Source organism: Stenotrophomonas sp. STEN020 (assembly GCF_056760195.1).
In genome coordinates this window covers 126,877-151,698 of sequence record NZ_JBRREI010000003.1, presented here as the reverse complement: position 1 = coordinate 151,698, position 24,822 = coordinate 126,877, and the positions used below count along the sequence as shown (strand labels likewise).

The following is a 24,822-nucleotide window of genomic DNA, read 5'->3' as shown; positions in this document are numbered from 1 at the left end:
CAGCGACAATCGGTTACCGAAGATTGTCGGACTTTTCCCGAATTAACGGCCAACCCTCGGTAACGGTGTTCATGTGAAATCTCCTGTCCCACAAGGGGACCTTGTTCAAACAATGGAAGACATAGTGAAAAGGTTGGGAAGTCAGTCGTTGCTGTGCATGGGCGCTCTCCTTGGGTGTTGGGCTCCGCAGGGGCCGCGAAGCCCTTCGCGGCCATGGGCAGCAGCTGGGGCCGGCGCGGGTGCGCCGTCAAGGGAGGAAGCGAAGGCGCTGGCGCGGCCCGCAGGCGCAGCCGAGGACACGGGCGCCGCAGCGGCCCTTGACGGGGGGAGCGCCCGCAAAGGCCAGGCAAGCCGGTGAAACCGGCGCGCAGGGGGTGCGAATCGCGCAGCACTGCCGGAGAGAAAGGGGTCGGCCCATTGGGTTGAGGGTCAACCCCAACAGCGCAGCACAGCATCAGAAAAGCGCCGCTCCCGCGATGTACGGGGCGGCGCCACAAGGCCTCAACGCAGCGTCAATCTGTCGCAGGCACCATCGCCTGCAGTTGTTCGATCACGCCAAGCTCGACAAAGACACACGGCTGCTCGGCCGCGACCGGAACGTTGAACACCCGGGCGAAGGCATCCCGCTTCAAATGCGCCAGCCGCCCGGTGCGGTACGCCTGATCAGGCTTCATCAGGCCCGAACCCGACGGCGTTCCGCTGCGCTGCGGATCGCATTCGACCAAGGCCACGAAGCCCTCCGAAAACAGGCGCTGGTGCTTGGGACACAGCCCCCAGCCCGTCGTCGTGTGGTGCTTCATGCTCGCGCGCAGGCGCCGGTCGAGCAAGATGTTGCCGGTATCAAAAGCAGTGCCGCACACCAGACAAAGCTGCTGCTCCAGCGAAACGTGTGATTTGTCGTCCATGACCAACTCCGGTGATCGGGCGGGATTGCCCGAGACCGGAAACGGCACGCCGCAGCGCAGCGGTCACAGGTTCGAAGACGGCCGAACGGCCGCCAGCGACCACAGGACGCGCAGACCTTGACAGCGAGAACGGTGTGCAAGGATGAAGGGATCAGCAAGCCAGCCCCACCACACAAGCAGGCACGAAACAGGCAAGCGCAGCGCGCAGGCCGGGGGCCCACCGACGGCCGGAGCGCGTCAGAGATCGGAGCCGAATGGCTGCGACCCGCAGGGGCGCGGGGCGCAGCCCGCAGAGCCCGACGGAGGTACGCCGAGACGCGAACGCCAATCTCTCGCACCAAACAACATCAAGTTCTGCGAGAACCACCGATGTCAAAGAACAAGCTACAAACGAAAGCAATGAATACACCTCGACCCAGCGGGCCAAAGCACAGTACGTACAGGTGGCGCCAGCCATGCGCTCGACCAAGGTTTCCCTCGTAGCCGCCTACACCAGACCCCATATTGCCGGGGACTTCTATACCGACAACCAGTTCGTCAGTCTCGTCACCGAAACCCCCGCGACTTCGGTGTATGCATGCTCGTTGTTCAGAATAACTGGCAGCTTGATTTGAACGGCAGCAATTCAACGCTCTTGGCTGAGTTTAATCAGGCGCTGACGGAACACCTGTTTCAGTCAGGCGTTCCGTCCCAGTCCGTGTTGGAGACGAACTCCGCCGCGTCGACCGCTTGAGCCAGACCCCCTTCGCGCACTGCAGCCCGTGCCAGTAGGTGAGAAGCCACCGGCAAGGTCGCCAGCAGAAAACCCAGGATCAGCAGCAGCCGCCAGGTCCAGGCCGTGTCCTGGGCCACGAGCAAGGCGCCCACGCACACGAGTGTCAGCGCCAACGTGCCCGCCTTCGTCGCCGCGTGCTGGCGGGCCAGTGCATCGGGCAACACGATCACGCCCCAGGCTGCGATCACCAGCAACACCGCGCCAGCAGCAAGCAGCAGCCCGCCCAGGGTCGTCATCATCGCCGCTCCTCCTGCGTATCGGACGGCGCCGACCGCTCGATCAAGCGTGCCCACCCCACCGTCCCCACGAAGCCGACCAGCGCAAGGCCGATGGCCACGTCGAGGAACACGGTGCGGCGGGTGGCCAGCGAGGCCGCAACGCACAGCGCCACGGCGGCCGCCAGGAAGATGTCGAGGGCCACCACGCGATCCGCATGCCGAGGCCCGCGCACGATGCGCACGGTGGCGATCAGGGTCGCGCACAGCGCCAGCAAGGTGAGCACCGCTGTGGCCCAGCCCACCGAGGCCGCGTTCAGCAGCCCGTTCATGCCGACTCTCCAAACCAGGCCAGCAGCGGCGGCTCGAAGTCGCGCCGGATGGCGTCGACCTCAGCCGCCGCGTTGTTCGCGTCGAGCACGTGCAGCACCATCTCCCGGCGCACCAGGTCGATGTCGATCACCGTCGTCCCCGGCGTCAGCGAGATCATGCAGCCCAGCAGCGCAGCGCCCTGTGGACTCATCGGCGCGAAGCCGATGCGCACGAAGGTCGCCACAGGCGGCGTGCCGATCACCAGGCCGCGCCGAATGATCGCGGCAACCGTTTGCACGCCCGAGGCGAGCATCGCCCAGCCAAAGCGCAGTGGCAAAAGGACGGCGGCGGTGAGCTTGTTCATGCGGCACGGCAATTCATGTGGCGGCTCCTGCGGTTCATTTCCGGCCCAGCGTCGCGGCCGCGGCCTGCGCGAACTCGATCAGTGTCTGGGGTGCAAATCCGATCGCAAGCGTCACGGCCGCCAGGCTGACCGTCGCCGCCCAGGCCGGTGCGAGCGCCACGCGCCGCGCTGGCCATACACCTTCCGCATCGGCCAAGGGATGGGGCTTCCAGAAGGCCTCGGTCCAGATCTTCATCATCGAGTAGAGCGTCAGCACGCTCACCAGCAGGGCCAGCGCGGCCCACGTGTAGCGCCCCTGTGCAAAGGCCTCCTGCAGCACCAGCAGCTTGGCCCAGAAGCCCGACAGCGGCGGAATGCCTACCAGCGACAAGGCCATCACCGCGAACAGCAGCGCCAGCATCGGCCGTGCGGCGGCCAGGCCACCGATGCGCCGCAGGTCGTAGCTGCCGGCCACGCTGGCCACCATGCCGGCGGTCAGGTACAGACTGGCCTTCACCAGGCTGTGGTGCAGCGTGTAGAACAGCGCCGCGGCATGGCCGGCCGGGCCGCCCAGTGCCACCGCCAGCAGCACGTAACCGATCTGGCTGACGCTGTGGAAGGCCAGGATGCGCCGTATGTCCCAGTGGTGCGCCGCGCCCAGCACACCAGCCACCATGGTGGCCACCGCCACCCAGCCCAGCACCTCGTACAGCGCCGCACCTTCGGGCATGAACACGTCGCCCAGCATGCGCAGCACGGCGTAGGCCGCCACCTTGCCCAGCAGCGCGGCGAACAGGGCCAGCACCGGCGCGGGCAGCGTGGGGTAGGACGCCGGCAGCCAGGCATACAGCGGAAAAGCCCCGGCCTTCAGCAGCAGCCCCACCGTCAGCGCCGCCAGCAACGTGTGCAGCAGGGCCGGGTCGAGCTGGCGCGCCGCCAGTGCCAGCCCGCCGTAGTTGAGCTGCCCTGTGGCGGCATAGAGCAGCCCGATGGCGGCCAGCAGCAGGAGCGTGCCGAACAGGTTCAGGCCCAGGTACTTGAAGGCGGCATCGAGCTGGTCGCGCCGGCCGCCCAGCGCGATCAGGCCCAGGGCGCAGATCAGCATCACCTCGAACCAGACATAGAGGTTGAACAGGTCGGCGGTGCTGAAGGCACCGGCCACGCCGGCCAGCGTGCCGTGCAGCAGCGGCAGCAGCAGCCGGTGGCGCGGACCGGGGTCGGCGTCGCTGCCCAGGAAGATCAGCGTGACCAGGCCCATCAGCGCCGTCAACAGCAGCAAGGCGGTGGACAGGCCGTCGAAGCGGAACTGAATGCCGTAGGGCGCGGGCCAATCGCCGAAGCTGACGCCGACCGGGCCGCTGGCGCTGACCTGCGCCAGCAGCGTCACCGCCGCCCCCAGGAAGCCCAGGACGCCGACGAAGCTGATGGCCTGCTGCGTGCGGGACCGGCCCGAGAACAGCGCCGTCAGGCCCGCGGTGGCCAGCGGCACGAGCACGGGTGCGGTGGCGACGATGCTCACGTGTCGGCCCTCTGCGGCCGCGCATCGTCGTCGGCATGGACGGCATCGAAGGCCAGCGGCGGCTTCACGGGGTCCGCCGGCTCGGGCTCCACCAGCCGCAGCGCCAGCGCATCGTCGGTGCCGACGCGCCGCACCAACTGCATGACCAGCACGAGCGCAAAGCACATCAGCGCGAACCCGATCACGATGGCGGTCAGCACCAGCGCCTGCGGCAGCGGGTTGGCCGCCTCCTGCAGCACCCGGCCGCCCGCCTCGATCACCGCCGGCTGCGCCGACCCCAGGCGGCCCGCGGCCAGCAGCAGCAGGTTCACCGCGCTGCCCAGCAGCGCCAGGCCCACCACGCAGCGCAGCACGTCGCGCGACAGCGCCAGGTACAGCCCTGCGGTCAACGTGATCCAGAGCGCGAAGGCGACGGCCCAGATCATTGCGCGCCCTCCTCCGCCTCGTCGCTGTCGAGCAGTGCGATGGCATAACCCCCCAGCGCACCCCACACGCACAGGTAGACGCCGAGATCAAACACCAGCACCGTGGACACCGGCAGCGTCGTGAAGCCCAGCGGCACACCGGCCCACAGGTGCGTAAGGTAGGCCTTGCCCATCAGCCAGGCCGGCAGGCCCGACAGCGCGCCGACCAGCACGCCCAGCGCCGCAAGCCGCACCGGCGAGCGCAGCGGCAGGCGCTGCGTGGCGGCATCGGGTCCGTGCGCGACGGCCCACAGCACGCTGGCGGTCACCGCCAGCAGGCCGCCGATGAAGCCGCCGCCGGGCTCGTTGTGGCCGCGCAGCAGGACCACCAGCGACGCGGCCAGGATCACCACGTACAGGGGCTTAGCCACTACCTCCAGGATGACCAGCCGGCGGTTCATCGTCCGGCCTCCGTGTCGCGCCGGGTGCGCACAGCACGCAGCAGCGGCACCGCCGCCAGCAGCGACAGCATCACGACCGTGATCTCGCCCAGCGTGTCCAGCGCTCGGAAGTCGACCAGAATCACGTTTACCACGTTGCGGCCCTGCGCGGCCGGCACACTGTGCTCGCCGAACCAGCGCGACAGCGTGTCGTCGAAGGGCAGCGCCACGGCGGCCAGCAGCAGCGCGGTCAGCACGGTGGCGAAGGCCAGCGACAGCACGAGCGCCATCGGACGCCAGACCGGCTCGGGCACGCTCATGGCCTTGCCTTGGCGTTTCAACGCCAACAGCACCGCCGCAACGACGATGACGAACACCGTCTCAACGACCACCTGTGTGAAGGCGACGTCCGGCGCCCCCGCAAAGAGAAACAGCACTGCGCTGCCGTAGCCCACGAGACCGGCACCCAGCAGCAGCACCAGGCGGTCCTTCAGCGTGGCGGCCGCCATGGCGCCGACAGCGATCAGTAGCACGGCACCGGCCACGCCCAATGGCGGCGCAGACCAGGCCGGCCAGGCCAGCGTGGGCGCGGCTGCCACCAGCGGGAGCCCGATGGCCAGCACCGCCGCGGCCGCCGCCACGGCCATGTAACCTGGCGAGCGTCCGTGCTGCAACGCCCGCGTACTGAACGCAGCGAGACGCGGAATCCAGTCCAGGGAACGTTCGTAGAGCCTGGCAAGGCCGAAGGTGGCTAGCCGCGGGGCAACCGCATCCACCATGCGGTGCAGCACGTCCCACAGCAGATAGACGATCGCACCCAGCGCCAGCGTGGTGGCAAAGGTCAGCGACTCTGCCAGCAGTGCCCGCGCCAGCGGCGCCAGCACAGGGCCGTCGCCGGCGGTCATGGCCACCCCCGCAGCTTCTACCATCGGCTGGGCCCAGGCCGGGAACAGCCCCAGCGCGACGCCGAAGCCGGCCAGCACCATGGGCGGCAGCACCAGCGCGGGACCGGCCTCATGCACGCCGGTGAGCGCGGGCTCGGGCGCGCGGTGCCAGAACACGCGCACGGCGGCGACACCGGCCACGGCCACCGCGATGGCCGAGAACACCGTGTTGGCCAGCGGCGCGAAAGCCAGCACGTTGTCGGCCGCCTTGGCGTCGCCGATCAGGTCCTTCACCACGAAGCCGAACGACAAGGGGATGCCGGCCATCGACATGCCGGCCAGCGCCGCCGCCGCCGCGGTCCACGGCATGGCGTGGCGCAGGTTGCCCAGTCGGTCGATGATGCGGGTGCCGGTGCCATGATCGACATTGCCAGCGACGAAGAACAGCGGCGCCTTGTACAGCGCATGCGCCAGCAGCAGCGCGCCCACAGCCACCGCAGCACCTTCGCCTGGCATGCCCACCAGCGCCACCAAGGTGCCCAGCGTGGCCACCGTCGACCAGGCCAGGATGCGCTTGAGGTCGCGCTCGCGCAGCGCCAGCACCATGCCCCAGGCGGCGGTGATCGAACCCGCGCCCTGCAGCAGCACCTGCCACAGCAGCCAGTCGTCGAGGCCGGCGTCCAGCCGCGCCAGCAGGTACACACCCAGCTTCACCATCGTGGCCGAATGCAGGTAGGCCGACACCGGTGTTGGCGCGGCCATCGCGTTGGGAAGCCAGAAGTGGAACGGGAACTGCGCGCTCTTGGTGAAGGCGCCCACGATCACCAACAGGACACCCGCCGTCAGCAGCGGGGTGGGCGCGGTGGCCGGCAGGCGTTCGACGATCACGCTGATGGTGCTGGTGCCCATCACCTGCCCGATCAGGATCAAGCCCGCCAGCAGCGCCAGGCCGCCGGTGCCTGTCACCAGCAGCGCCTGCTGCGCCGCCTTGCGGCTGACCGCGCGTTCATGGTGGAAGCCGACGAGCAGGAAGGACAGCACGCTGGTGGCTTCCCAGAACAGGAAGAGCGTGAACAGATTGTCAGCAGTGACGCAGCCGATCATCGCCACCATGAACAGCGTGAGCTGCACGAACAGCCGCCGTTGCCCCGGGTGGCTTGCGAAGTAGCCGCCTGCGTAGACGAACACCGCGCTGCCCACACCCGTGATCATCAGCAGCATCAGCACCGCCAGGCCGTCAATGCGCCAGGCCAGCGAGATGCCCAGCGCCGGTATCCAATCGAGCGCACCCCCCAGAGGCAGCGGCAGCCACAACAACATGCCCACCACGACACCCAGCGCAGCCAGAGGCAGCACCGTGAAGGCGGCACGAGAGGCCAGCCCCATGCCGCCATCGGCCGCCGAGCTCAGAAGCGGCGTGCCCACGCTCAGCGCCCCGCCCGCCGCAACATCGTCACGCCCAGCGTGACGATGGTCAGCGGCACCACGAACCCCAGCATCGCGTCGCCGAAGGCCTGGACGCCGTCATGGCGCTGCGCCGCCAGCACCAGGTAGGCCACATACGCGACGTAGTAGCCCAGGAACAGGCCGCCCTCCCAACGGGCGATCTCGCGACCGGTCAGGAAGACCGGCAGGCAAGCCACCAGTGCGGCGAGCATGACCCACAGATCGAACCGGGCCACGTCCGGCGGCAGCGGCAGCGCGGCACCGGTGCCCACAGCCGCCACGACGGCCCCCAGGCCAACGACGCCAAAGAGGTTGAACACGCAACTGCCCACCACGTTGCCCACGGCGATGTCGCGTTCGCCCTTGAGGCTGGCCACTACCGATGCCGCCACCTCCGGCAGCGAAGTGCCCGAGGCGACGATGGTCAGGCCGATGATCACCTCCGACAGACCGAGTGCACGCGCGAAGATGACTGCCGCCTGCACCAGCCAATCCGATCCCAGCACGAGCAGCACCAGCCCGGCGACGATCAGACCGAGCTGTGCCGGCAGCCGGGCGTCCCACCGCCCCGCCTTGGCCGGCTGCAGTGTGTCGGCGTACTCGTCGGGACCGGTCGCGGCCGGCTCCGCGCGCGACTGCCGGACCAGGAACGCGGTGTAGGCCATCAGCAGGCCGAGCAACAGCGATCCGTCGAACAGCCCCAGCGAACCGTCCAGGCCCAGGACGATGAGCAACACCGCGCCGCCGATCATGATCGGCGCTTCCTGCCGAATGACTTGCCTGTGCACCGCCAGTGGCGTGATGAGCGCGGCCACGCCCAAGATGAACAGGACGTTGAAGATGTTACTACCCACGGCGTTGCCCAACGCCAGCCCGCCCTGCCCGGCCAGCACTGCGCCGGTTGTCACGGCCAACTCCGGTGCACTGGTGCCAAAAGCCACCACCGTGAGACCCACCGCCAGCGGCGACAGACCCAGGCGCAATGCCAGGAGCGACGCACCGCGCACGAGGATGAAGGCGCCGGCAACCAAGGCCAGGAGCCCCCCCGCGAACAGAAGAAAAGTCATTGCCGCAAAGTCGCCATGGCTCAGTTGCTCAAGGGAGGTTTCGAGGTGGCGCCGCGCACCCAGCTGCGAACCATGGACAGGAGCGTGCCTCCCGTCAGCATGCCCAGCACGTACACCGCCAGCAGCAGCAACGACAGCGGTAGCGTCAAGCTCGCAGACAGGAACTGCACGGTCACAGTGTCGAGGTTCTGGAACTTGAATAGAAAAACGACAGCCGTCATGGCGAGCAGCAGGGCCAAGTAGACATATTTCATGTTGTTCTCTCTTCGCACAGCAGACAAGCTGTTGCGGGAATTATACCTTTGTTGGTCAGCTCGACAAACAACAAGGCCGACAGCGCTGCAGCGCGGCCGGCCTCGGGAATGGAGAATGGGGGAAGGGGAATCGCCTGATGCTTGATCGAACGTTAGCCCGGCATCGAGATGCCAGGGCGCGGCACCACCTGAAAGTCGAGGCCGTAGACCAGTGGTTCGACACACTCCTGGTCTTCCATCGGCAGCACCCACCGCTCAAGTGCCGCGCGCAACAACATCGACTCGCCCGGGTGCACCTCGCCGTCGGCCTCGATGACTTGAGCGCAAAGCTTGATCACCAGCGCCTGCAACGCGACGTTATCGATCTCGTCCAGCCAGGCGGCGAGCGTCGGACCGTCGATCAGGATATCCCGCCCTGGGCGAACACCGGTCATCAGGTCCTGGCACAACTCGTCCAGAACGACATGCCATTGCAGGCCATGCAGATCGAGCCGTTCGAAGGCCTGCGTGTCGGCCAGTCGCTGCCATTCGACATCCTTGATGTCGCCGTTGGCCAGCAAGGCGGTGGCCAGGATGCGCCCGGCGGCCTGAGGGCTGTTGCGGGGGTAGTGCCGGAAAACTGGGTGGTTCATTGGCTTGGTCCGCCTTAAGGGGCTATGGAGAGCGGTGGATGGCGGTGGTCAGCCGAGCCTGAACACCACGAAGACGGTCAGCGTCATGGCCAGCAGTGTCCAACCAGCGGCTCGCGCCGCGGGGTGCCAGCGGGTGACCGATGGCGTGATGGCGATGGTGGTGGCACGTTGCTGCCGGGCGCGGTGGGAATGAAGATGGTGCATCGTGAAGCTCCTGGAGTTAGGGCGTGTTAACACTAATGGCGATTTCTGCGACTGCGCGGGACAATCTCTGGCATGGAGATCACACCCGAGCAATTCGCCACCATCGAGCACTGTCTGCCCAAGCAGCGCGGCAATGTCAGCCTGAGCAACCTGCAGGTAGTCAACGCCATCCTCTATGTGGCCGAGCATGGCTGCAAGTGGCGTGGACTGCCCAAACGGTTCGGCAACTGGCACACGATCTACACGCGCATGAACCGCTGGACCAAGGCCGGTGTACTCGATCGCATGTTCGAGGAATTGCAGCGGGCCCAGGTCGTGCGCATCAAGATCGAGGCGGTCTCGCTGGACTCCACCAGCATCAAGGTCCACCCAGACGGCACCGGAGCGTTAAAAAAAACGGCCCTCAGTCCATCGGCAAGTCCCGAGGCGGATGGAACACCAAGATTCATATGGTTGCCGCGGATGCTCGAACGGCCGTGACGTTCTGCCTCTCGCCAGGACAAGCGCACGACGCACCTGAAGGCAGGCGTTTGCTCAGCAGCCTCGGGGCGACAAGCCGACCCGTTCATTTGCTCATGGACCGGGCATACGAAGGCAATGAAACCCGCCAACTTGCTCTGGACCTGGGATTCATTCCGGTCGTGCCCCCGACCAGCAAACGCCTTGATCCTTGGGAATACGACCGGGCCATGTACAAGCGCCGCAATGAGGTCGAGCGACTGTTTCGTCGCCTCAAGGGTTACCGGCGCATCTTCTCGCGCTTCGAGAAACTCGATCTCATGTTCCTCGGCTTCATCAGCTTCGTGCTTGTCGCAGATGGACTGAGAATGTGTTAACAGGCCCTAGTTCAAGAAACAGTACATCGCTGATGGGACACACCAACTGCCCGTTGGAGACACCAGCTACGAGGGCATCCAAAAGATCCGCCGCTCCCGGTGGACTCGACGCGAGCGTGCGTGCGGCGCGCAGGTGAATCCAGAAGCACTTGTCGAGGTAGATGCGGCCCCGCGCAGCCACCCACTCACCGAGTTCGATCACGCGGCGTCGCTCATACTCATCGACCGTGATCTGTGGCGTAGAACGATGGAACGCAAATCGGTCGGCAATGCGGGGAGAAGTCACTGGGTTTCGTGTCCATTTTTTAGCGGGTCAGGCCGGCTTGTGTTGAGGAATCCCCCTACCCCAACCTTGCGGCCAGCGCATCTGCTTGCTCGGCAAACTTCTTCGCATCGGCCTTCTGCAACTGCGCCAGGTTGTGCAGCTTCCAGCGGATGCCCGGCAGTTGTTCGAGGTGTGCGATGTCCAGCAATGACCACTCCGGCGTGCCAGCGGCCAGCGACAGCAGGAAGCGCCGCTCGTCGTCGTCCAAACCCTGCTGGATTTCGCGCACCATGCGTTCTCGCGCGTCGAGCAGCGCATCAAGCGGCACCGGCTCGGTCGTCATGCCTTGGAAGTTGTGCTCGTAGTCGTGCCGGATGTCTCGCAGCGGCGTGAACAACACTTCATGGATCGGCCGGTTGCTGCTGGCCAGATAGACCACGAAGGCGCGCCGGATGCCGGGCGTGATGCCCTCGTGCGCAAAGAGCTGCATCACGTCGAACAGATCACGCGGATGCTGCCGATCCAGCGCCGCCACCAGCTTGCCGCCGTACACTTCTTCCAGCGACACCACCGGAATCTCCAGATCGGCCATCAACACGTCACGGGCCATCGGCGTCAGCGAGGCGCGGCGCACCGGCTGCACCGTGCCGCGCATGACGAAGTTGACTTCGACCTTGACCTGAATCGAGCCGCGACGCACCAGCAACTTGGTTTCCCCTGCTGCTGCCGCTGGCGCGTGTGTGTGGAATCCTCGCTTCTTCAACCGCTCCGCAGCTTGCCGGATGGCCTCGTTGATGCGCGCCAGTGCCTCGTCGCGCGGCAAGGTGTGATCGGGAAAAACCAGATCGAGATCGACCGACAAGCGCGGCATGTCGCGCACGAACAGGTTGATCGCCGTACCGCCCTTCAGGGCAAAGGTATCGTCAACAAACACCAGCGGCGCGACCTGCGTCAGCAGGCGCGCGGTATCGAGATAGGTCTGGTTCATGGCTTGAGTACCAGCAGGCCATCGGCCGATCGAGACACCCAGGGACGGTCGCTACCCGTCGGCAGCGCGGCCGGATCGAGCTTGGCCGCCCAGGGCAATGACGCCTCGCGGCCGAGTTGCAGGCACAGCCGCACGGTCTTGACGTTTGTGCAGTGTTGCAACAGCTCGCGTAACACGTCGGGGCGCAGGCTATAGGCGCTCTCCACCAGTTCGCGGGCTTCCTGTAAGGGCTGGCGCACGCCAACCTCACTCAACAGTTCCAGCAAGGCGCGCTCCGGCGCGGACACCTGCGGCGCCCCGCTGCGCTTCTCGAACGCGCCAACGTGCAACAAGGCGGCCGGCTGCTCGTCGAACAGCCGTTTGCGGTGGTATTCAGCTGGGAATCGTTCCGTGAACCATTCCGGCAAGCGTGCGGCCTTCCAGCCATACAGATGCAGCACCGGCTGCTGCGCTACGTACTGCCGCACACCGTACCAGTCCAGCGCCGACTTGCCGCCGACGTGCAGCCCCTCGAACTGGCGCTGCAACAGCAGCAGGCTGGGATGAAGCGCCGGGGGATCGTTGGGGCGGCAGAACACCCCCCGCGCCAGGCGCTTGAGCCACCCTGCCCGGACGTAGTGAACAGCCAGGTCAGCAGAGATGCCCAACGCCGCCAAGTCCAGCGAGGTCAGCGGCGTTCCCGGTGCCAACCGGGTGTAGAGCACATTTAGTCTGCTTGAATTAGTCGTAGCCATACTACGATATATATATCTTTTCCAAGAAAACGTCAATTTGATATGGAACCACCAATCGTAGGCTGGATACGACAATGGAATCTAATCCAAACAATCACCCTTTCGGCATAGCCGTGCGGGAAGAAGGTCGGGTGTCATCTCCCCTGCCCCGCCGGAATCCTCGATCCCCAGCGATAAACGCCTCCAGCATATGCGGGATCAGCGTCATGGCATCGACCGTCTCGCCATACGCCTGCGCGTGCAGCGCGGCGTAGCGGTCAAGGTCGGCTTTCAAGCTGACCGGGCACGCAAAGGTCAGCTTGATGCTCTCGGTCTTGGGCAGCGGCCCGAGCCGCAGCTTCTTGGTTGTGCTCATTGCATCGCCCCCCGTTGGAAGAACATCGGCTGGTAAGGCCGCAACACCAAATCGCGGTTGACGATGATGCGCACCGGCAGGCCCGGCCGCGTGGTCAGCGTCGGCTGGATATTCATGTTGCGCCGGGTGATCTCTTGGCCGACCTGATTGATGCTGTCCTGCGCGCTGTCGCGCCCGGCAATCACAATGCGGTTGCCGTCCTGCCGGTTCTCCGGCGCGGCCAGTTCGGCGCCCACGCCCAGCAGCGTCGTCAACACCGCGCCCGCAACGATGCGATTCCAGTGCCAGTTCACGTCATCCTCCAGGCCAGCGTAGCCGGCCGGATCGGTGCCCACTAGGTTGTCGAGCGTCAGCGAAGACGTGTCGGGCAAGATGATCCGGTTCCACACTACTTGCACGCGGCTCTGCCCGTAGCTGACCTGGCTGTTGTAGCGCCCAAGGATGCGCGCCCCCTGCGGAATCAGCAGGAACTTGCCCGTGGCTGTGTCAAAGACTGGCTCTGTCACCGTGGCGATCACGTCGCCCGGCAAGTCCGACTTGATGCCTGTCACCAGCGCACCGGCGATCACCGTTCCGGCCATCACCTGATACGGCGACGCGGGCAGCGCCAGATTGCCGGAATTGCGGGTTTCCGTAGAACCGGCTTTCAGGAACGCCTCTTTCTGGTCTTGCCGGTTCTGCACGGCGGTCGGGTCGGCGGGCTGGGCCACCGTCGAGGCAGGTCCAGCAGCGAGCGGATCAAAGGCCGCAAGCGTGCTTGCAGCCCCCGGCGCCGCCTGCGCGACCGTGGCGTCGGTCTGCGCTTGGCCGCCCGAGCGGAAGAACACCGACGAGGCCGCCGCCGCGTCCGCCTCCTTGCGCAAGGCATCTTCGGGATCATGGCCTGGCGGCGAATAGCCTGGCGTCACCGGCTGCTGCGAAGCGACGATGGCCGGGCCAAGGTCGCCGGGCAACGGCGGCCCCAGCTCGGGCACATCGGGCGGCAAGGCTGGCGGCAGCTTCGAGTAGTCCGTCGGTAGCGCATCCAGCCCTTCGGACTTCGAGACGCGATCGACGTTGTAAAGCTCGGTTTGCTCGCCCGTACCGCGCCGCTGCGGTTGCAGCGACCAGATCGTGGCCCCAAGGACGGCGACCGACAGGCCGCCGACGAGGATGGCCAGCGTGCGCCGGTTCAAGCGAGTGACCGGGCGCGGCTGGGCGCGCAGCGCCACCGCTTCCGGCGCGACCTTGCCTGCCTGCGGCGTGGCGAGGTCGGGGGTGTCGTCCTGGCTCATGGTCAGTTCCTCCGCGCAACGCCGTCCGTGCGCTCAATTCGCACCACGTCGCCCTTGTCCCCGCCCAGGCGCAGTTCGGCGGCACCGAACAGCCGATCCACGATGTAGTACGGCGAGCGGAAGCGGTAGTTGACCAGTTGCCCGTCGCCTTCCGGCCCGATTACGAACAGCGGCGGCAGCTCGCCTTGCGCGATGCCGGCGGGGAACTGGATATAGACCTTCTGCCCGTCGTCGAAGGCGCGCAGCGGCTTCCACGGCGGGTTGCTACCGCTGACCGCGTAGCGGAAGCGCAGGTTTTCCAGCGACAAGCCGGAGTCCACCGGCGCGGCGGCGCTGGCCGCCTGCGCCTGGCGCTGCAAGGCCAGCATCCGGTCACGCGGATACTCCCAAGAAGCCGAGGCCATCCACGTCTTTTCCGTCGAAGCCAACTCCAGCAGGTACGTCCTGCGGCTGGTGGTGATGACGAGATTGGTCTTGAGGCCCGAGCGGATCGGCTTGACCAGCACATTGACGCGCAGGTCAGCACCGCTGCCGCTCGACGTATCGCCCACGATCCAGCGCACGGTATCGCCCGCCGCCACCGTCACCAGTTCCTCGCCCGGCTGGAGTGAAACCACGGTCACGCGGCCCACGGCCGCATAGACTTGGTAGAGCGCGCCATCGGTGAAGGGCCACACCTGAATCGCGTTGACGTAGCCCTCGCGCGTGGGTGCGACGCGCGCCTCGGCATTGGCCCGTGAGACGCGCACCTTCTCGTCGGCTGGCTCCGGCGTGGGCTTGGCGTCCTCGGCTTCGGGCAATGGCTTCAACTGCGCCGGCATCGGCAGCACCTCGGGCACCGCCACCACCTCCACCGGCGTGGGTGGCTCGGGTAGCGGCTGGGCCTGCACCGGCTCATCGAGCGAGATGGTCGGCGGTGGCTTGCCCTGCGTAGCGCAGCCCGCCAGGGCAAGCAAGATCACCGGCAAGGCGGATTTACGGAAAAGATCATTCATGGCTTGGCTCCTTCGGAAGAATCCAGTTCGCGGCTCCATGACAGGCCGTTGACGTAGATGCCCAGGGGGTTCTGGCGCAGGCGTTCTTCGGTGCGCGGCGGCTGGAGCACGATGGACACCACGGCCGTCCACCGCTCCAAGCCCGCCGCGGCGCCGTTGACGTAGCGGCGTTCCGTCCAGCGCACGTTGAAAGACGTGTCGCTGGCGCGCACGACGCTGGTGATCTGCACCGTCACCGACTCCTTGCCGATGCGCGCGAACGGGTCGTTGACCCGTGCGTAGTCGTTGAGCACGGCCGCGCCCTTGTCGGTCGTGTAGTCGTAGGCGTCCAGCCAGTTCTGGCGGACGACGATGGGGTCGATGGACAGCGAGCGCACCAGCGTCACGAAGCGCGCGATGTGGTGCGCGGTCTGCGCATCGTTGGGCCGGTATGGCGTGGCGGCTTCACCCACGGCGCGTACCTGGCCCGCGTTGTCCACCTCCACGACGTAGGGCGTCACGATGGATTGCGCCGAGCGCCACACCAGGCCGCCGGCCATCAGCAGCGCAAGCGTCAGGCAGCCGAAGGCCATCAGGCGCCAGTTCTTCGCCTGCACGCGCGGCGAGCCGATGCGCTCGTCCCACACTTGGCCGGCAGCTTGGTACGGCGTGGCAGGTTGCGGCGTGTCGGCGTAGCGCACCTGCGGTTTCTTGAATCGCATGGTCAGTTCTCCTTATGAATCGGAATCGCGCAGGCTCGGCCCCTGGCCGGAGCCGCCGCCATCGCCACCGCGCAGCGCGTGGGCGGTGGTGGTCGCGGCGTGGGTGAGTTGCTGGCGGCGATGCAGGCGCTTGGCCCAAGCGGGCTGTTCCTGTGTCTGCGCCGTAGCGGCGCCGGATGCGGCCTCGCCTGCGGCACCCTGACCGGATGCCGCACCCGCGCCGCCATCGGCAGCAGCGCCATTCCAGCCAGCGCGGAAGGGAGCGGCCATGCGTTGCCCGGCAGCGGAAGCGCGGGATGCAGCGCCTCGCCCGGCTGCCTGCGCGCCGGTCTTAGCGACGTTGCCCAGGCCCGCCATCGCGCCCTTTGCGCCGCCGCCAGCGGCGGCGGAACCGGCCTGGAACGCCGACTTCGCACTGCTGGCCGCCGACGTGGCGGCGCGCGCACCGCTACCGGCCAGCTTGGCGGCAGCCGGGGCCATGCGCGCACCAGCAGCCACGGCGCTACCCACGCCCGTCGCGGCGGCGCCGATGGCGACAGCCGTGCCGGCAGCGCCGACAGCAGCACCGGCCATTGCGCCAGCGCCGAGCTGCGGCGCACCGGACACGAGGCCCGTGGCGATGCCGGGGCCGAAGATCCCGAGCGCCAGCAAGGTGAGCGAGGCCAGCATGATGACCAGCGCGTGGTCGATAGACGGCTCGGCGGGATGGACTTGGAACTGAGCGAACAAGCCCGAGCCGATACCGACGATCACGGCCAGCACCAGAACCTTGACGCCGGAGGCCACTACGTTGCCCAAGACCTTTTCGGCGAGGAACGCGGTCTTGTTCCAGAGCGCGAATGGCACCAGCACGAATCCGGCGAGCGTGGTCAGCTTGAACTCGATCAACGTGATGAACAGTTGGATCGCCAGCACGAAGAAGCACAAGACCACGACCAGCCACGCGAGGAACATCACCACGATGGGGTCGAGGTTCACGAACACTTCGGGAAAGCCCGCCATCTCGCCGATCTGCTCCAGAATCGGCGCCCCAGCGTCGATACCGGTTTTCGCCAGCCGGCCCGGCTGCAAGAAGTTCTCCATCGTGATGGCCGAGCCGGTGGCGGTGATGCCCAATCCCGCAAACGAGCGGAACACGATGCTGGCCAGCCAGTTGAAGTTATTGATGATGTAGGCGAAGGCACCGACGTAGAGCACCTTGCGCAGCAGCTTGGCGATCACGTCCTCGCCCTGGCCGGTGGCATGGCTCATGGCCCAATACAGGCCGGCGATCGTCATGTCGATGACGATCAGCGTGGCCGTGAGGAACGCCACTTCGCCCCGCAGCAGCCCGAAACCCGAGTCGATATAAGCGGCAAAGGTGTTGAGGAATTGGTCGATGATGGTCACATCATTCATGGCGTGTCCTCCGGTTCGGCGGGAACGGCCGGCGCCATGCCATCGGCCGGTTCCTCGAAGCTGGGTGGGATCGGCGGCAGGTCGGCCAGCGTCTGGTATTCATCCGGCCCGGCCTCGCCGGAAAAGAAGCGCCGCCGGAAGGCTTCGGCGGCGGCGCGGCAGGCGTCCTCGCCCGTGGCCTGCCGGTCGGTTGCGCATTGCGCGCGCAATGCGTTGAGCCGCACGGGATCGGCGACCAGGGCTTCGGCAAGGGGGGCGGCCGGCTGCTCGCTGCAAGCGGCCAGCAGCGCCACAAGCAGCGAAACCGACAGGGCGAGGACGCATCGCATGGCGGCCTCCCGTCAGTTGCCGTAGAAGTTCACGGACTGCGGCGTGTACGGCGTGCCTTCGCCCAGGAAACGCCGCCGTACTTCGCGGGCGCGCTCCGTGGCCGCCGCCTGCCGCGCCAGCTCCAGCGACGCCGCCCGGTCTTGCGTGATCTGGAGCCGCTGCGACTGGATCGACTGCTTGGCCTGCAAGGCCAGCAACTGATTCATGGCCTGCATCGCCTGCAACGCACCTTCGGCCGACTGGCTCTTTCCCACGAGGTCGGCCAGCACGCTTTCGTCTTCACCCAGGTTCTGCGACACCTGGGCCTGCATCCGCATGGTGGTTTGCAGGCCATTGAGCGTGTTCCTCCAACGCTCCTGCGCGTCGCGGTACATCTGGTCGCCGCTCACGGTGGCGGCGTACTGCTCCGGGTACAGGCGCTGGAACTCCCGATCCAGATTCGTCACGTCGTAGGCCAAGCCGCGAGCCTGGGCGATCAGCCGCTCGGTCGTCGCCAGATTGGCGCGCAACTGATTCACCACGCTGGACGGCAGGCTGGCGAGGTTGCGCGCCTGGTTCATCAGCATCTGCGCTTCGTTCTGGAGCTGCTGGATCTGGTTGTTGATCTGCTCCAGCGTGCGGATCGCGGTCAGCGTGTTCTGCACGAGGTTGGTGGGATCGACCACGACCCATTGCGCATGGGCGGTGGCGGTGCAAAGCATGGCCGCGATGGCGGCGGCGATAAGACGCTTCTTCATGGCAGGTTCTCCAGGGGTTGGTCAGCGAGGGAACCCGGCGCAAGGCCGGGGAACGAGGGCAGCAGGTCGGCCGCCCAATCGAGGCCGCGATGGCGCAGCCAGGCGCCCGCGAAGCCGGGCACGCCGGCGTCCAGCAGCACGCGGTCTATGTCGCGCTGGTCTTGCGGCGTGGACGCGCCCGCAAACGCCAGCGCTGCCAGCCCCAGGTCGAGGTCGAACAGGCGGTTGCCGAGACGGGATTGGTAGTAGTAGTCGCGCTTGGGCTGCGCGGTGGCGACGATTTCGATCTGCCGCCTGTTGAGGCCGAAGCCCTCGTAGATCGTGCGAATCTGCGGCTCGGTCGCCTGCGGGTTGGGCAAGAAAATCCGACTCGCGCAGCTCTCGATGATCGCGGGCGCGATGCTCGAATCCTTGATGTCGGCCAGGCTCTGCGTAGCGAAGATGACGCTGACGTTCTTCTTGCGTAGCGTCTTGAGCCACTGGCGGATACGCGCGGCAAACACCGGGTCATCGAGGAACAGCCACGCTTCATCGAGGATCAGCAGCGTGGGCGCTCCGTCGAAGCGTTCATCGAAACGCGCAAAGAGGTAATGCAGCACGGCCATGACGGCGGCCTTGCTGTGCATCAGTTCCTCCATCTCGAAGCACTGCACGTCGGCCATGCCCAGCCGGTCGCGGTCGGCGTCCAGCAGCTTGCCGTGGGTACCGCCGAGCACATAAGGCGACAGCGCCTGCCGCAGCGTGTTCGATTGCAGCAGCACGGAAAGCCCCGTCATCGTGCGCTGCTCCACCGGCGCACCGGCGAGGCTTCCCAGCGCCGACCAGATAGCCGCTTTCTCGTCGGGGCCGCCCGCCACGCCTTCGTGCAGCAAGCGGCCTTCGATCCACTCGGCGGCCCAGGTGCGGTAGCCCTCGCGGTCGATGCGTGCCAAGGGCTGGAAGGCGATTTCTCCGTCCGTGCCCAAGTCGTAGTGTTCGCCGCCCAGCCCAAGGATCGTGGCTCGCATGGAGCGGCCCATGTCGAAGGCGAAGATGCGCGAGCCGCGATAGCGGCGGAATTGCATCGCCAGCGTGGCGAGCAAGACCGACTTGCCCATGCCAGTCGGCCCCGCGACCAGCGTGTGGCCCACGTCGCCGATGTGCGTCACCAGCCGGAACGGCGTGGCGCCATCGGTGCGCGTGACGATCAGCGGCGGGCCGTCGAGGTGATCGTTCTTCTCCGGCCCAGCCCATACCGCCGACACCGGCATCATGTGAGCCAGGTTCAGTGTCGAGACGATGGGCTGGCGCACGTTGGCGTAGGCGTTGCCCGGAATGGACGACAGCCACGCATCCACGGCGTTGAGCGTTTCGGGGATGGTGACGAAGCCGCGACCCTGGATGACACGCTCCACCATGCGCAGCTTTTCGTCGGCCACGGCCGGGTCGGCATCGAGTACCGTCACCGTGGCAGTGAGGTAGCCGAAGGCGACTTGATCGCTGCCCAGCTCCTGCAAGGCGGCATCGGCGTCGGCCGCCTTGTTGCTCGCGTCGGTATCGACCAGCGGCGATTCCTGCTGGAAGATGGTTTCGCGCAGCAGCGCGATGACGTTCTTGCGTTTGGCGAACCACTGCCGGCGTAGGCGGGCGAGTTCCCTTTCCGCCTCGGCTTTGTCCAGGCAGAGAAAGCGCGTACTCCAGCGGTAGGCAAAACCGAGGCGGTTGAGGTCGTCCAGAATCCCCGGCCAGGTCGAGGTCGGGAAGCCCCGCACCGACACCACGCGCAGGTGCTGGTCGCCCAGCATGGGCGCCAGGCCGCCGACCAGCGGCGAGTCGGTCAGCAGCGCGTCGATGTAGAACGGCACCTCGGGCACGCCCACGCGGTAGCGCCGCGTCGAGATGGTTGCGTGCAGGTAGGTCAACGTCTGTGCGTCGTCCAGCCAAGCGATCTCCGGCATCACGCCATCGAGCAGGTCAAAGACCCGATCCGTTTCCGCGACGAAGGCTTGCAGCCGCTCGCGCCAATCCACGCCATTCGTTGGCGTGTTCTCGTAGAGCATCTTGGCTGCGCGGGCGCGCGATTCCTGGGGCGGCAGGTACACCAGCGTCAGGTGATAGCCGCTCTCGAAGTGATGGCCTGATTCCTCAAAGGCGGCGCGGCGTTCTTCTTCCACCAGCCACGAAAGCGGTTCGGGGAACTCCGAGCGCGGATAGTCGGCGGCGGCGCGGCGCTCGGCTTCAATGAACAGCGCCCAGCCCGATCCCATGCGGCGCAGTGCGTTGTTCAATCGTGCCGAGGTGGCGATCAGCTCGCCTTGCGTGGCGCTGTCGAGGTCAGGCCCGCGAAACCGGGCCGTGCGCTGGAAGCTGCCGTCCTTGTTCAAGACGACGCCCGACGCCACCAGCCCGGCCCAGGGCAGCCAGTCGGCCAGCAAGGCCGGGCGCTGGCGGTATTCGGCGAGGTTCAGCATCGTGGCATCCCCTCACACATCCAGCAGCGGGCGGTGCTTGATGTGCCGGGCGAACACGGCCATGAACTGCGGATCGACGCGCGCACCCCACACCGCCAGCGAATGGCCGACGATCCAGAGCACCACACCGGGAATCCACAGTTGCAGGCCCAGACCGACGGCGGCTGCCAGCGTGCCGTTGGCGATCGCCACGGTGCGCGGCGCACCGCCCAGCAGAATTGGCTCGGTCAGCGAGCGATGCAGTGGCACCTCGAAGCCATCCGCGAAAATGTCCGGGCCGCTCATACGACAGCCCCGCCCGAGAACGAAAAGAACGACAGGAAGAACGAGGACGCGGCGAAGGCGATGGACAAGCCGAACACGATCTGAATCAGCTTGCGAAAGCCGCCCGACGTGTCGCCAAACGCGAGCGCGAGGCCAGTGGCGATGATGATGATGACCGCGACGATGCGCGCCACCGGCCCCTGGATGGATTCGAGGATGGATTGCAGCGGGCCTTCCCATGGCATTGAGGAACCGGCGGCCTGCGCGGTTCCGGCCAGGAACAGCAGCGGCGCGGCCAGCAACAGCCCTTGCCCCGCAGGACGGGCCAGGCAGCGCAGCCGCCCAAGACGCAATGCCGGATTTGCAGAAAAACGGAAAGCAGGAATGGTTATCTGCGTCATGGCAGTTCTCCAAGTGAGTGAGGGGATGGGGAAGTCGCCGCAGCGGGTGCGGCATCGGAAAGTGGCGGCAGCTCGGGAAACGGCGTTTCCAGCGCATCCGCTAGTTGGTAGCCCACGCCGTCGAAGCCAACGACGCGGGCGATGCTCTCGATGCGGCGCTTACGTCCACGCCCGGCGATGTGAATCACCACGTTGACCGCCTCGGCGATCAGCGCACGGGGCGGATTCACCGCCACTTCGAGAATCAGTTGCTCCAGGCGCAGCAGCGCGCCGAGCGCAGAGCCGGCGTGGATGGTGGCGATGCCGCCCGGATGGCCGGTGCCCCACACCTTGATGAGATCCAGCGCCTCGGCACCGCGCACCTCGCCAACGACGACGCGATCAGGCCGCAGGCGCATGGACGAGCGCACCAGCTCGGTCATGGACACCACTCCCGCGCGCGTGCGCAACGGAACGTGGTCGCGGGCCGCGCATTGCAGTTCCACCGTGTCTTCGAGCACCAGCACGCGGTCGCCCGTGGCAGCGATTTCGGCGAGCAAAGCATTGGCGAGCGTGGTCTTGCCGCTGCTAGTGGCCCCCGCGATCAGGACGTTCTGCCGCTCGCGCACTGCGCGCACCAGAAAGCCCGCTTGGGCGGCGGACATCATTCCGTCCACGACGTACCGGTCCAGCGGGATCACGCCGATAGCGCGCTTGCGCAGCGCGAAGGCCGGCCCCGGTGCCGCCGGGGGCAAGATGCCCTCGAAGCGTTCGCCGGTTTCGGGCAGCTCGGCGGACAGCAGCGGCTGGCCGCGATGCACCTCCGCGCCGACGTGGGCGGCCACGAGGCGGATGATCCGTTCCCCATCGGCTTCGGGCATCTCCACGCCCATCGGCGCGCGGCCCGAAGAAAGCCGGTCGATCCACAGGGTGCGATCCGGGTTGAGCATGATTTCCACCACATCCGGGTCTTCAAGCGCGGCGGCGATCAGCGGCCCCATCGCTGTGCGCAGCATCTGGATGCGGCGGTCGAGCGACGTGGCGCTCATGGACTGCGGAACGGCGCTCATGACGCACGCTCCTGCGCTTGCGCGGCTGCCGCCGCGTCCTCCATCCGCATCGGATCGGGATGCAGTTCCTCCACCACGTCGCGCACCAGGCTGCGCCCACGCAGCAGGTGGCGGCCCAACTGCTCCACGAATTGCTCGAAGCGCGCCTTGCCTTGGGCGCGCGCGGCCTCTTGGTGCGCTTCGGGAACTGGCGTGCTGACGGTCAGGTAGTAGCGGATGAACAGCGCCAGCGTTTCGATCTGAATGTTCTGGTCGCGCTCCATGCGCTCGGCCTGCCGCGACAGGCGATCAAGTCGCTTGGCGATGGCCGCCTCGCGCTGGTCGGCGGCATCGGGCGACAGCCACGATGCGAGCGCCGCCGCGACGATGGACGACTTGGACACGCCTTTCTTGGCGGCCAGTTCGTCCAGGCGCTTGGCGTGCTCCGGCTGGATGAACAGGTTGAGGCGGTAGTGGCTCATAGCTCGATTCCGTCGTTGGGGTCGAGGGAAGCCAGCCGGGCCGTGCGCTGCATGGCTGGATCGAGCTGGCGAGGAAGGAGAAGCGGCAGGTCGTCGTCATCGAGCAGCCCAAGGTCGGCCGCAGGCGCGGCCAGTTCGGGGTCGTAGGCAACGGTTTCGGAAAGCTCGGGCTGGCGGCGCGGGCCGCCGTCGTCGACCGAACCCAAGGTCTCCAGGCCATCAGCGGATGCCGCGGCCGGTGCGGTGGGCACGGCGGGAATCGCCAAACCGCTCCAGTCGTCGGGCCGCAATGGCGGCGCGTCGGCGTACTGCCCGTCCGCCAGCACGGGCGGTGGCAGCACGCGACGCTTGAAATTGGCGTCCGCGTAGTAGCGCAGCTTCTTCGCCTTGATCGGCGCCACGCTGGACACCATCACCACGGCCTCGTCAGGCGGAAGCTGCATGACTTCGCCCGGCGTCAGCAGCGGGCGCGCGGTTTCTTGGCGCGACACCATCAGGTGGCCCAGCCACGGCGCGAGCCGGTGGCCCGCGTAGTTGCGCTGGGCGCGCAGCTCGGTGGCCGTGCCCAGCGTCTCGGAAATCCGCTTGGCGGTGCGCTCGTCGTTGGTGGCGAACGTCACGCGCACATGGCAGTTGTCGAGGATCGAATGGTTCTGGCCGTAGGCTTTGTCGATCTGATTGAGCGACTGCGCGATGAGGAAGCTGCGGATGCCGTAGCCGGCCATGAAGGCCAGCGCCGTCTCGAAGAAGTCCAGGCGCCCCAGCGCCGGAAACTCGTCGAGCATCAGCAGCAGCTTGTGGCGGCGCTCGATGCCGTCGGAGCCATCGAGCGATTCGGTCAGCCGCCGCCCGATCTGATTGAGGATCAGGCGAATGAGCGGCTTCGTCCGCGAAATGTCCGAAGGCGGCACCACGAGGTACAGCGATACCGGATGCTCGGCAGCGATCAGGTCAGCGATGCGCCAATCGCAACGCGAGGTGACTTCGGCCACCGTGGGATCGCGGTACAGGCCGAGGAACGACATAGCGGTGCTCAACACGCCGGAACGCTCGTTGTCCGACTTGTTGAGCACTTCGCGCGCCGCCGATGCGACGACAGGATGCGGGCCACCACCTTCCGCATTCACGAGGTGCGGCGTGGTCATCATCCGGTGCAAGGTCAGCTCGAACGGGCTGGCCGGATCGGAGAGGAAGTTGGCGACGCCGCGCAGCGTCTTGTCCTTGCCGGCGTAGAGCACATGCAGGATGGCGCCGACCAGCAGCGCGTGGCTGGTCTTCTCCCAATGGTTGCGCTTCTCCAACGCACCTTCGGGATCAACCAGAATGTCCGCGATGTTCTGCACGTCGCGCACTTCATGCGCGCCGCGCCGTACCTCCAGCAGCGGGTTGTAGGCCGCCGACTTCGCATCGGTCGGGTTGAACAGCAGGCAATGTGAGAAGCGTGATCGCCAGCCGGCGGTGATCTGCCAGTTCTCGCCCTTGATGTCGTGGATGACGGCCGATGCAGGCCAGCTCAACAAGGTGGGCACCACCAGGCCCACGCCCTTGCCCGAGCGGGTGGGCGCGAAGCTCAGGACGTGTTCCGGGCCTTCATGCCGTAGGTACTGGCGGTCGTGCTGGCCGAGGAACACGCCGGCCGGTTGCGTGAGGCCCGCCTTGCGAATGTCCTGCGCGTTAGCCCAGCGCGCAGAGCCGTAGGTGGTGACGAGGCGCGCTTGGCGCGAGCGCCAGACCGACATGGCAATGGCAACGCACACGGCGACCATGCCACTGGCGCCGGCAATCGCGCCGCCAGTGTCGAACACCTCCGGTGCATACGCGCCGAAGAAGAACCACCACTCAAACAGCTTCCACGGGTGGTAGATAGACGTGCCAAGAAAGTCGAACCAGGGCGAGCCAAGGCGTAGCTGATAGCCAAGGGCTGCTGCTGTCCATTGTGTGGCGCCCCACACTCCGGCGATGACGATGCCGAACACCACGGCGATCTGACCGAACAGCACGTTCGTCCCTTGCATGACCTGGCCTCCGATTTCTCCTGCGCCGATTCCTCATGGGAAAAGCGGCACAAGGGCGTGCCGCAGGCGTCAGGATCGGTGCCGGGTCAGTGCCGGTCAAAGACCGTTTTGGGCAGAAAAGTCGAGTAAAAAGACAGAATGCGCGCGACGGCGCACCAAGGAAAAGCGC

At 66.7% G+C, this 24,822-nt stretch carries 29 protein-coding genes; 2 read left to right on the top strand and 27 right to left on the bottom strand.

Translation table 11 applies throughout. From position 1 onward, the window contains the following. Positions 1–512 precede the first annotated feature (512 nt). Positions 513–905 carry a hypothetical protein gene (locus tag ACVOLZ_RS02760; protein WP_047290294.1) on the bottom strand — a complete coding sequence of 131 codons (393 nt, stop codon included), beginning with the start codon at positions 903–905 and terminating at the stop codon, positions 513–515. A 254-nt stretch (positions 906–1,159) separates the two neighbouring features. Here ACVOLZ_RS02760 and ACVOLZ_RS02755 point away from each other — a divergent pair, with 254 nt between their 5' ends. Then, positions 1,160–1,519, top strand: coding sequence for a hypothetical protein (locus ACVOLZ_RS02755; protein ID WP_141739189.1), 360 nt, complete (start codon positions 1,160–1,162; stop codon positions 1,517–1,519). Between the two features lie 58 nt (positions 1,520–1,577). Here the strand turns inward: ACVOLZ_RS02755 and ACVOLZ_RS02750 are convergent, their stop codons facing one another. From ACVOLZ_RS02750 to ACVOLZ_RS02700, 11 genes are all read right to left on the bottom strand, one after another. Continuing rightward, positions 1,578–1,919 carry a cation:proton antiporter gene (locus tag ACVOLZ_RS02750; protein WP_047290293.1) on the bottom strand — a complete coding sequence of 114 codons (342 nt, stop codon included), beginning with the start codon at positions 1,917–1,919 and terminating at the stop codon, positions 1,578–1,580. Further along, positions 1,916–2,227: an MrpF/PhaF family protein gene (locus ACVOLZ_RS02745; RefSeq protein WP_047290292.1), complete on the bottom strand. Its 312-nt coding sequence runs from the start codon at positions 2,225–2,227 to the stop codon at positions 1,916–1,918. Before ACVOLZ_RS02745 ends, ACVOLZ_RS02750 begins: the two co-directional genes overlap by 4 nt. Further along, complete coding sequence (locus ACVOLZ_RS02740; protein WP_053506157.1) at positions 2,224–2,571, bottom strand: Na+/H+ antiporter subunit E; 348 nt, start codon at positions 2,569–2,571, stop codon at positions 2,224–2,226. Before ACVOLZ_RS02740 ends, ACVOLZ_RS02745 begins: the two co-directional genes overlap by 4 nt. A gap of 34 nt (positions 2,572–2,605) precedes the next feature. After that, a complete protein-coding gene (locus ACVOLZ_RS02735; RefSeq protein ID WP_053506158.1) occupies positions 2,606–4,069 on the bottom strand; it encodes a complex I subunit 5 family protein in 1,464 nt (487 codons plus the stop codon). Then, complete coding sequence (locus ACVOLZ_RS02730) at positions 4,066–4,494, bottom strand: NADH-quinone oxidoreductase subunit K (protein ID WP_047290289.1); 429 nt, start codon at positions 4,492–4,494, stop codon at positions 4,066–4,068. The genes ACVOLZ_RS02735 and ACVOLZ_RS02730 overlap by 4 nt, the downstream gene beginning before the upstream one ends. Continuing rightward, positions 4,491–4,934, bottom strand: a complete 444-nt coding sequence (locus ACVOLZ_RS02725) for an MnhB domain-containing protein (protein WP_047290288.1) — start codon at positions 4,932–4,934, stop codon at positions 4,491–4,493. The genes ACVOLZ_RS02730 and ACVOLZ_RS02725 overlap by 4 nt, the downstream gene beginning before the upstream one ends. Continuing rightward, on the bottom strand, positions 4,931–7,222 hold the full coding sequence (gene mbhE / locus ACVOLZ_RS02720; RefSeq protein WP_070208641.1) for a hydrogen gas-evolving membrane-bound hydrogenase subunit E: 2,292 nt from the start codon (positions 7,220–7,222) through the stop codon (positions 4,931–4,933). Before mbhE ends, ACVOLZ_RS02725 begins: the two co-directional genes overlap by 4 nt. 2 nt (positions 7,223–7,224) lie before the next feature. After that, a complete protein-coding gene (locus ACVOLZ_RS02715) occupies positions 7,225–8,310 on the bottom strand; it encodes a calcium/sodium antiporter (RefSeq protein ID WP_053506160.1) in 1,086 nt (361 codons plus the stop codon). Positions 8,311–8,330: 20 nt separating this feature from the next. Next, on the bottom strand, positions 8,331–8,564 hold the full coding sequence (locus ACVOLZ_RS02710; protein ID WP_053506161.1) for a lipopolysaccharide assembly protein LapA domain-containing protein: 234 nt from the start codon (positions 8,562–8,564) through the stop codon (positions 8,331–8,333). 152 nt (positions 8,565–8,716) lie between these two features. Beyond that, positions 8,717–9,196 carry a tellurite resistance TerB family protein gene (locus tag ACVOLZ_RS02705; RefSeq protein ID WP_047290285.1) on the bottom strand — a complete coding sequence of 160 codons (480 nt, stop codon included), beginning with the start codon at positions 9,194–9,196 and terminating at the stop codon, positions 8,717–8,719. Between the two features lie 48 nt (positions 9,197–9,244). Next, the gene (locus ACVOLZ_RS02700; protein ID WP_154583166.1) at positions 9,245–9,400 is read right to left on the bottom strand and encodes a hypothetical protein; all 156 of its coding nucleotides are present in this window, start codon (positions 9,398–9,400) and stop codon (positions 9,245–9,247) included. A gap of 72 nt (positions 9,401–9,472) precedes the next feature. On the opposite strand from ACVOLZ_RS02700, the gene ACVOLZ_RS02695 reads away from it, so the two are divergent. Continuing rightward, positions 9,473–10,236 (top strand): IS5 family transposase gene (locus ACVOLZ_RS02695; protein ID WP_121335901.1). Its coding sequence is split into 2 segments (ribosomal slippage): positions 9,473–9,788 and positions 9,788–10,236, totalling 765 coding nucleotides; the frame shifts between segments, so codons are not numbered across the junction. A 341-nt stretch (positions 10,237–10,577) separates the two neighbouring features. Here the strand turns inward: ACVOLZ_RS02695 and ACVOLZ_RS02690 are convergent. The 15 genes from ACVOLZ_RS02690 to ACVOLZ_RS02620 all read right to left on the bottom strand — a co-directional run bounded on the left by ACVOLZ_RS02690 (position 10,578) and on the right by ACVOLZ_RS02620 (position 24,653). Further along, positions 10,578–11,489 (bottom strand): nucleotidyl transferase AbiEii/AbiGii toxin family protein, encoded by a 912-nt coding sequence (locus ACVOLZ_RS02690; protein WP_053506162.1) that lies wholly within the window; start codon positions 11,487–11,489, stop codon positions 10,578–10,580. Continuing rightward, the gene (locus ACVOLZ_RS02685; RefSeq protein WP_047290281.1) at positions 11,486–12,223 is read right to left on the bottom strand and encodes a type IV toxin-antitoxin system AbiEi family antitoxin; all 738 of its coding nucleotides are present in this window, start codon (positions 12,221–12,223) and stop codon (positions 11,486–11,488) included. The genes ACVOLZ_RS02690 and ACVOLZ_RS02685 overlap by 4 nt, the downstream gene beginning before the upstream one ends. A gap of 94 nt (positions 12,224–12,317) precedes the next feature. Beyond that, on the bottom strand, positions 12,318–12,578 hold the full coding sequence (locus ACVOLZ_RS02680) for a DUF2274 domain-containing protein (RefSeq protein ID WP_047290280.1): 261 nt from the start codon (positions 12,576–12,578) through the stop codon (positions 12,318–12,320). Next, positions 12,575–13,852: a TraB/TrbI/VirB10 family type IV secretion system protein gene (locus ACVOLZ_RS02675; protein ID WP_047290279.1), complete on the bottom strand. Its 1,278-nt coding sequence runs from the start codon at positions 13,850–13,852 to the stop codon at positions 12,575–12,577. Before ACVOLZ_RS02675 ends, ACVOLZ_RS02680 begins: the two co-directional genes overlap by 4 nt. Positions 13,853–13,854: 2 nt before the next feature. After that, positions 13,855–14,847 (bottom strand): P-type conjugative transfer protein TrbG, encoded by a 993-nt coding sequence (gene trbG / locus ACVOLZ_RS02670; RefSeq protein ID WP_033979859.1) that lies wholly within the window; start codon positions 14,845–14,847, stop codon positions 13,855–13,857. Beyond that, the gene (gene trbF, locus ACVOLZ_RS02665) at positions 14,844–15,548 is read right to left on the bottom strand and encodes a conjugal transfer protein TrbF (RefSeq protein WP_012076301.1); all 705 of its coding nucleotides are present in this window, start codon (positions 15,546–15,548) and stop codon (positions 14,844–14,846) included. Before trbF ends, trbG begins: the two co-directional genes overlap by 4 nt. 12 nt (positions 15,549–15,560) lie before the next feature. Next, entirely contained in the window at positions 15,561–16,946 is a 1,386-nt protein-coding gene (gene trbL, locus ACVOLZ_RS02660) for a P-type conjugative transfer protein TrbL (RefSeq protein WP_033979860.1), read from the bottom strand. Next, complete coding sequence (locus ACVOLZ_RS02655; RefSeq protein WP_033979861.1) at positions 16,943–17,275, bottom strand: hypothetical protein; 333 nt, start codon at positions 17,273–17,275, stop codon at positions 16,943–16,945. Before ACVOLZ_RS02655 ends, trbL begins: the two co-directional genes overlap by 4 nt. 12 nt (positions 17,276–17,287) lie before the next feature. Then, positions 17,288–18,013 (bottom strand): P-type conjugative transfer protein TrbJ, encoded by a 726-nt coding sequence (gene trbJ, locus ACVOLZ_RS02650; protein WP_033979862.1) that lies wholly within the window; start codon positions 18,011–18,013, stop codon positions 17,288–17,290. Further along, positions 18,010–20,463, bottom strand: coding sequence for a conjugal transfer protein TrbE (gene trbE / locus ACVOLZ_RS02645; protein WP_053506163.1), 2,454 nt, complete (start codon positions 20,461–20,463; stop codon positions 18,010–18,012). The genes trbJ and trbE overlap by 4 nt, the downstream gene beginning before the upstream one ends. Positions 20,464–20,475: 12 nt before the next feature. Further along, a complete protein-coding gene (locus tag ACVOLZ_RS02640; protein WP_033979866.1) occupies positions 20,476–20,748 on the bottom strand; it encodes a VirB3 family type IV secretion system protein in 273 nt (90 codons plus the stop codon). Then, positions 20,745–21,128, bottom strand: coding sequence for a TrbC/VirB2 family type IV secretion system protein (locus ACVOLZ_RS02635; protein WP_053506164.1), 384 nt, complete (start codon positions 21,126–21,128; stop codon positions 20,745–20,747). The genes ACVOLZ_RS02640 and ACVOLZ_RS02635 overlap by 4 nt, the downstream gene beginning before the upstream one ends. After that, positions 21,125–22,177, bottom strand: a complete 1,053-nt coding sequence (gene trbB, locus ACVOLZ_RS02630) for a P-type conjugative transfer ATPase TrbB (RefSeq protein WP_053506165.1) — start codon at positions 22,175–22,177, stop codon at positions 21,125–21,127. Before trbB ends, ACVOLZ_RS02635 begins: the two co-directional genes overlap by 4 nt. Continuing rightward, on the bottom strand, positions 22,174–22,638 hold the full coding sequence (locus ACVOLZ_RS02625) for a ribbon-helix-helix protein, CopG family (protein ID WP_053506166.1): 465 nt from the start codon (positions 22,636–22,638) through the stop codon (positions 22,174–22,176). Before ACVOLZ_RS02625 ends, trbB begins: the two co-directional genes overlap by 4 nt. Then, the gene (locus tag ACVOLZ_RS02620; protein ID WP_053506167.1) at positions 22,635–24,653 is read right to left on the bottom strand and encodes a conjugal transfer protein TraG; all 2,019 of its coding nucleotides are present in this window, start codon (positions 24,651–24,653) and stop codon (positions 22,635–22,637) included. The genes ACVOLZ_RS02625 and ACVOLZ_RS02620 overlap by 4 nt, the downstream gene beginning before the upstream one ends. Positions 24,654–24,822 lie beyond the last annotated feature (169 nt).

Coding starts and splice junctions, on each gene's coding strand:
- ACVOLZ_RS02760 (WP_047290294.1), bottom strand. CDS start 905: ATGGACGACAAATCACACGTTTCGCTGGAGCAGCAGCTTTGTCTGGTG.
- ACVOLZ_RS02755 (WP_141739189.1), top strand. CDS start 1,160: ATGGCTGCGACCCGCAGGGGCGCGGGGCGCAGCCCGCAGAGCCCGACG.
- ACVOLZ_RS02750 (WP_047290293.1), bottom strand. CDS start 1,919: ATGATGACGACCCTGGGCGGGCTGCTGCTTGCTGCTGGCGCGGTGTTG.
- ACVOLZ_RS02745 (WP_047290292.1), bottom strand. CDS start 2,227: ATGAACGGGCTGCTGAACGCGGCCTCGGTGGGCTGGGCCACAGCGGTG.
- ACVOLZ_RS02740 (WP_053506157.1), bottom strand. CDS start 2,571: ATGAACAAGCTCACCGCCGCCGTCCTTTTGCCACTGCGCTTTGGCTGG.
- ACVOLZ_RS02730 (WP_047290289.1), bottom strand. CDS start 4,494: ATGATCTGGGCCGTCGCCTTCGCGCTCTGGATCACGTTGACCGCAGGG.
- ACVOLZ_RS02725 (WP_047290288.1), bottom strand. CDS start 4,934: ATGAACCGCCGGCTGGTCATCCTGGAGGTAGTGGCTAAGCCCCTGTAC.
- ACVOLZ_RS02715 (WP_053506160.1), bottom strand. CDS start 8,310: ATGACTTTTCTTCTGTTCGCGGGGGGGCTCCTGGCCTTGGTTGCCGGC.
- ACVOLZ_RS02710 (WP_053506161.1), bottom strand. CDS start 8,564: ATGAAATATGTCTACTTGGCCCTGCTGCTCGCCATGACGGCTGTCGTT.
- ACVOLZ_RS02705 (WP_047290285.1), bottom strand. CDS start 9,196: ATGAACCACCCAGTTTTCCGGCACTACCCCCGCAACAGCCCTCAGGCC.
- ACVOLZ_RS02700 (WP_154583166.1), bottom strand. CDS start 9,400: ATGCACCATCTTCATTCCCACCGCGCCCGGCAGCAACGTGCCACCACC.
- ACVOLZ_RS02690 (WP_053506162.1), bottom strand. CDS start 11,489: ATGAACCAGACCTATCTCGATACCGCGCGCCTGCTGACGCAGGTCGCG.
- ACVOLZ_RS02685 (WP_047290281.1), bottom strand. CDS start 12,223: ATGGCTACGACTAATTCAAGCAGACTAAATGTGCTCTACACCCGGTTG.
- ACVOLZ_RS02680 (WP_047290280.1), bottom strand. CDS start 12,578: ATGAGCACAACCAAGAAGCTGCGGCTCGGGCCGCTGCCCAAGACCGAG.
- ACVOLZ_RS02675 (WP_047290279.1), bottom strand. CDS start 13,852: ATGAGCCAGGACGACACCCCCGACCTCGCCACGCCGCAGGCAGGCAAG.
- trbG (WP_033979859.1), bottom strand. CDS start 14,847: ATGAATGATCTTTTCCGTAAATCCGCCTTGCCGGTGATCTTGCTTGCC.
- trbF (WP_012076301.1), bottom strand. CDS start 15,548: ATGCGATTCAAGAAACCGCAGGTGCGCTACGCCGACACGCCGCAACCT.
- trbL (WP_033979860.1), bottom strand. CDS start 16,946: ATGAATGATGTGACCATCATCGACCAATTCCTCAACACCTTTGCCGCT.
- ACVOLZ_RS02655 (WP_033979861.1), bottom strand. CDS start 17,275: ATGCGATGCGTCCTCGCCCTGTCGGTTTCGCTGCTTGTGGCGCTGCTG.
- trbJ (WP_033979862.1), bottom strand. CDS start 18,013: ATGAAGAAGCGTCTTATCGCCGCCGCCATCGCGGCCATGCTTTGCACC.
- trbE (WP_053506163.1), bottom strand. CDS start 20,463: ATGCTGAACCTCGCCGAATACCGCCAGCGCCCGGCCTTGCTGGCCGAC.
- ACVOLZ_RS02640 (WP_033979866.1), bottom strand. CDS start 20,748: ATGAGCGGCCCGGACATTTTCGCGGATGGCTTCGAGGTGCCACTGCAT.
- ACVOLZ_RS02635 (WP_053506164.1), bottom strand. CDS start 21,128: ATGACGCAGATAACCATTCCTGCTTTCCGTTTTTCTGCAAATCCGGCA.
- trbB (WP_053506165.1), bottom strand. CDS start 22,177: ATGAGCGCCGTTCCGCAGTCCATGAGCGCCACGTCGCTCGACCGCCGC.
- ACVOLZ_RS02625 (WP_053506166.1), bottom strand. CDS start 22,638: ATGAGCCACTACCGCCTCAACCTGTTCATCCAGCCGGAGCACGCCAAG.
- ACVOLZ_RS02620 (WP_053506167.1), bottom strand. CDS start 24,653: ATGCAAGGGACGAACGTGCTGTTCGGTCAGATCGCCGTGGTGTTCGGC.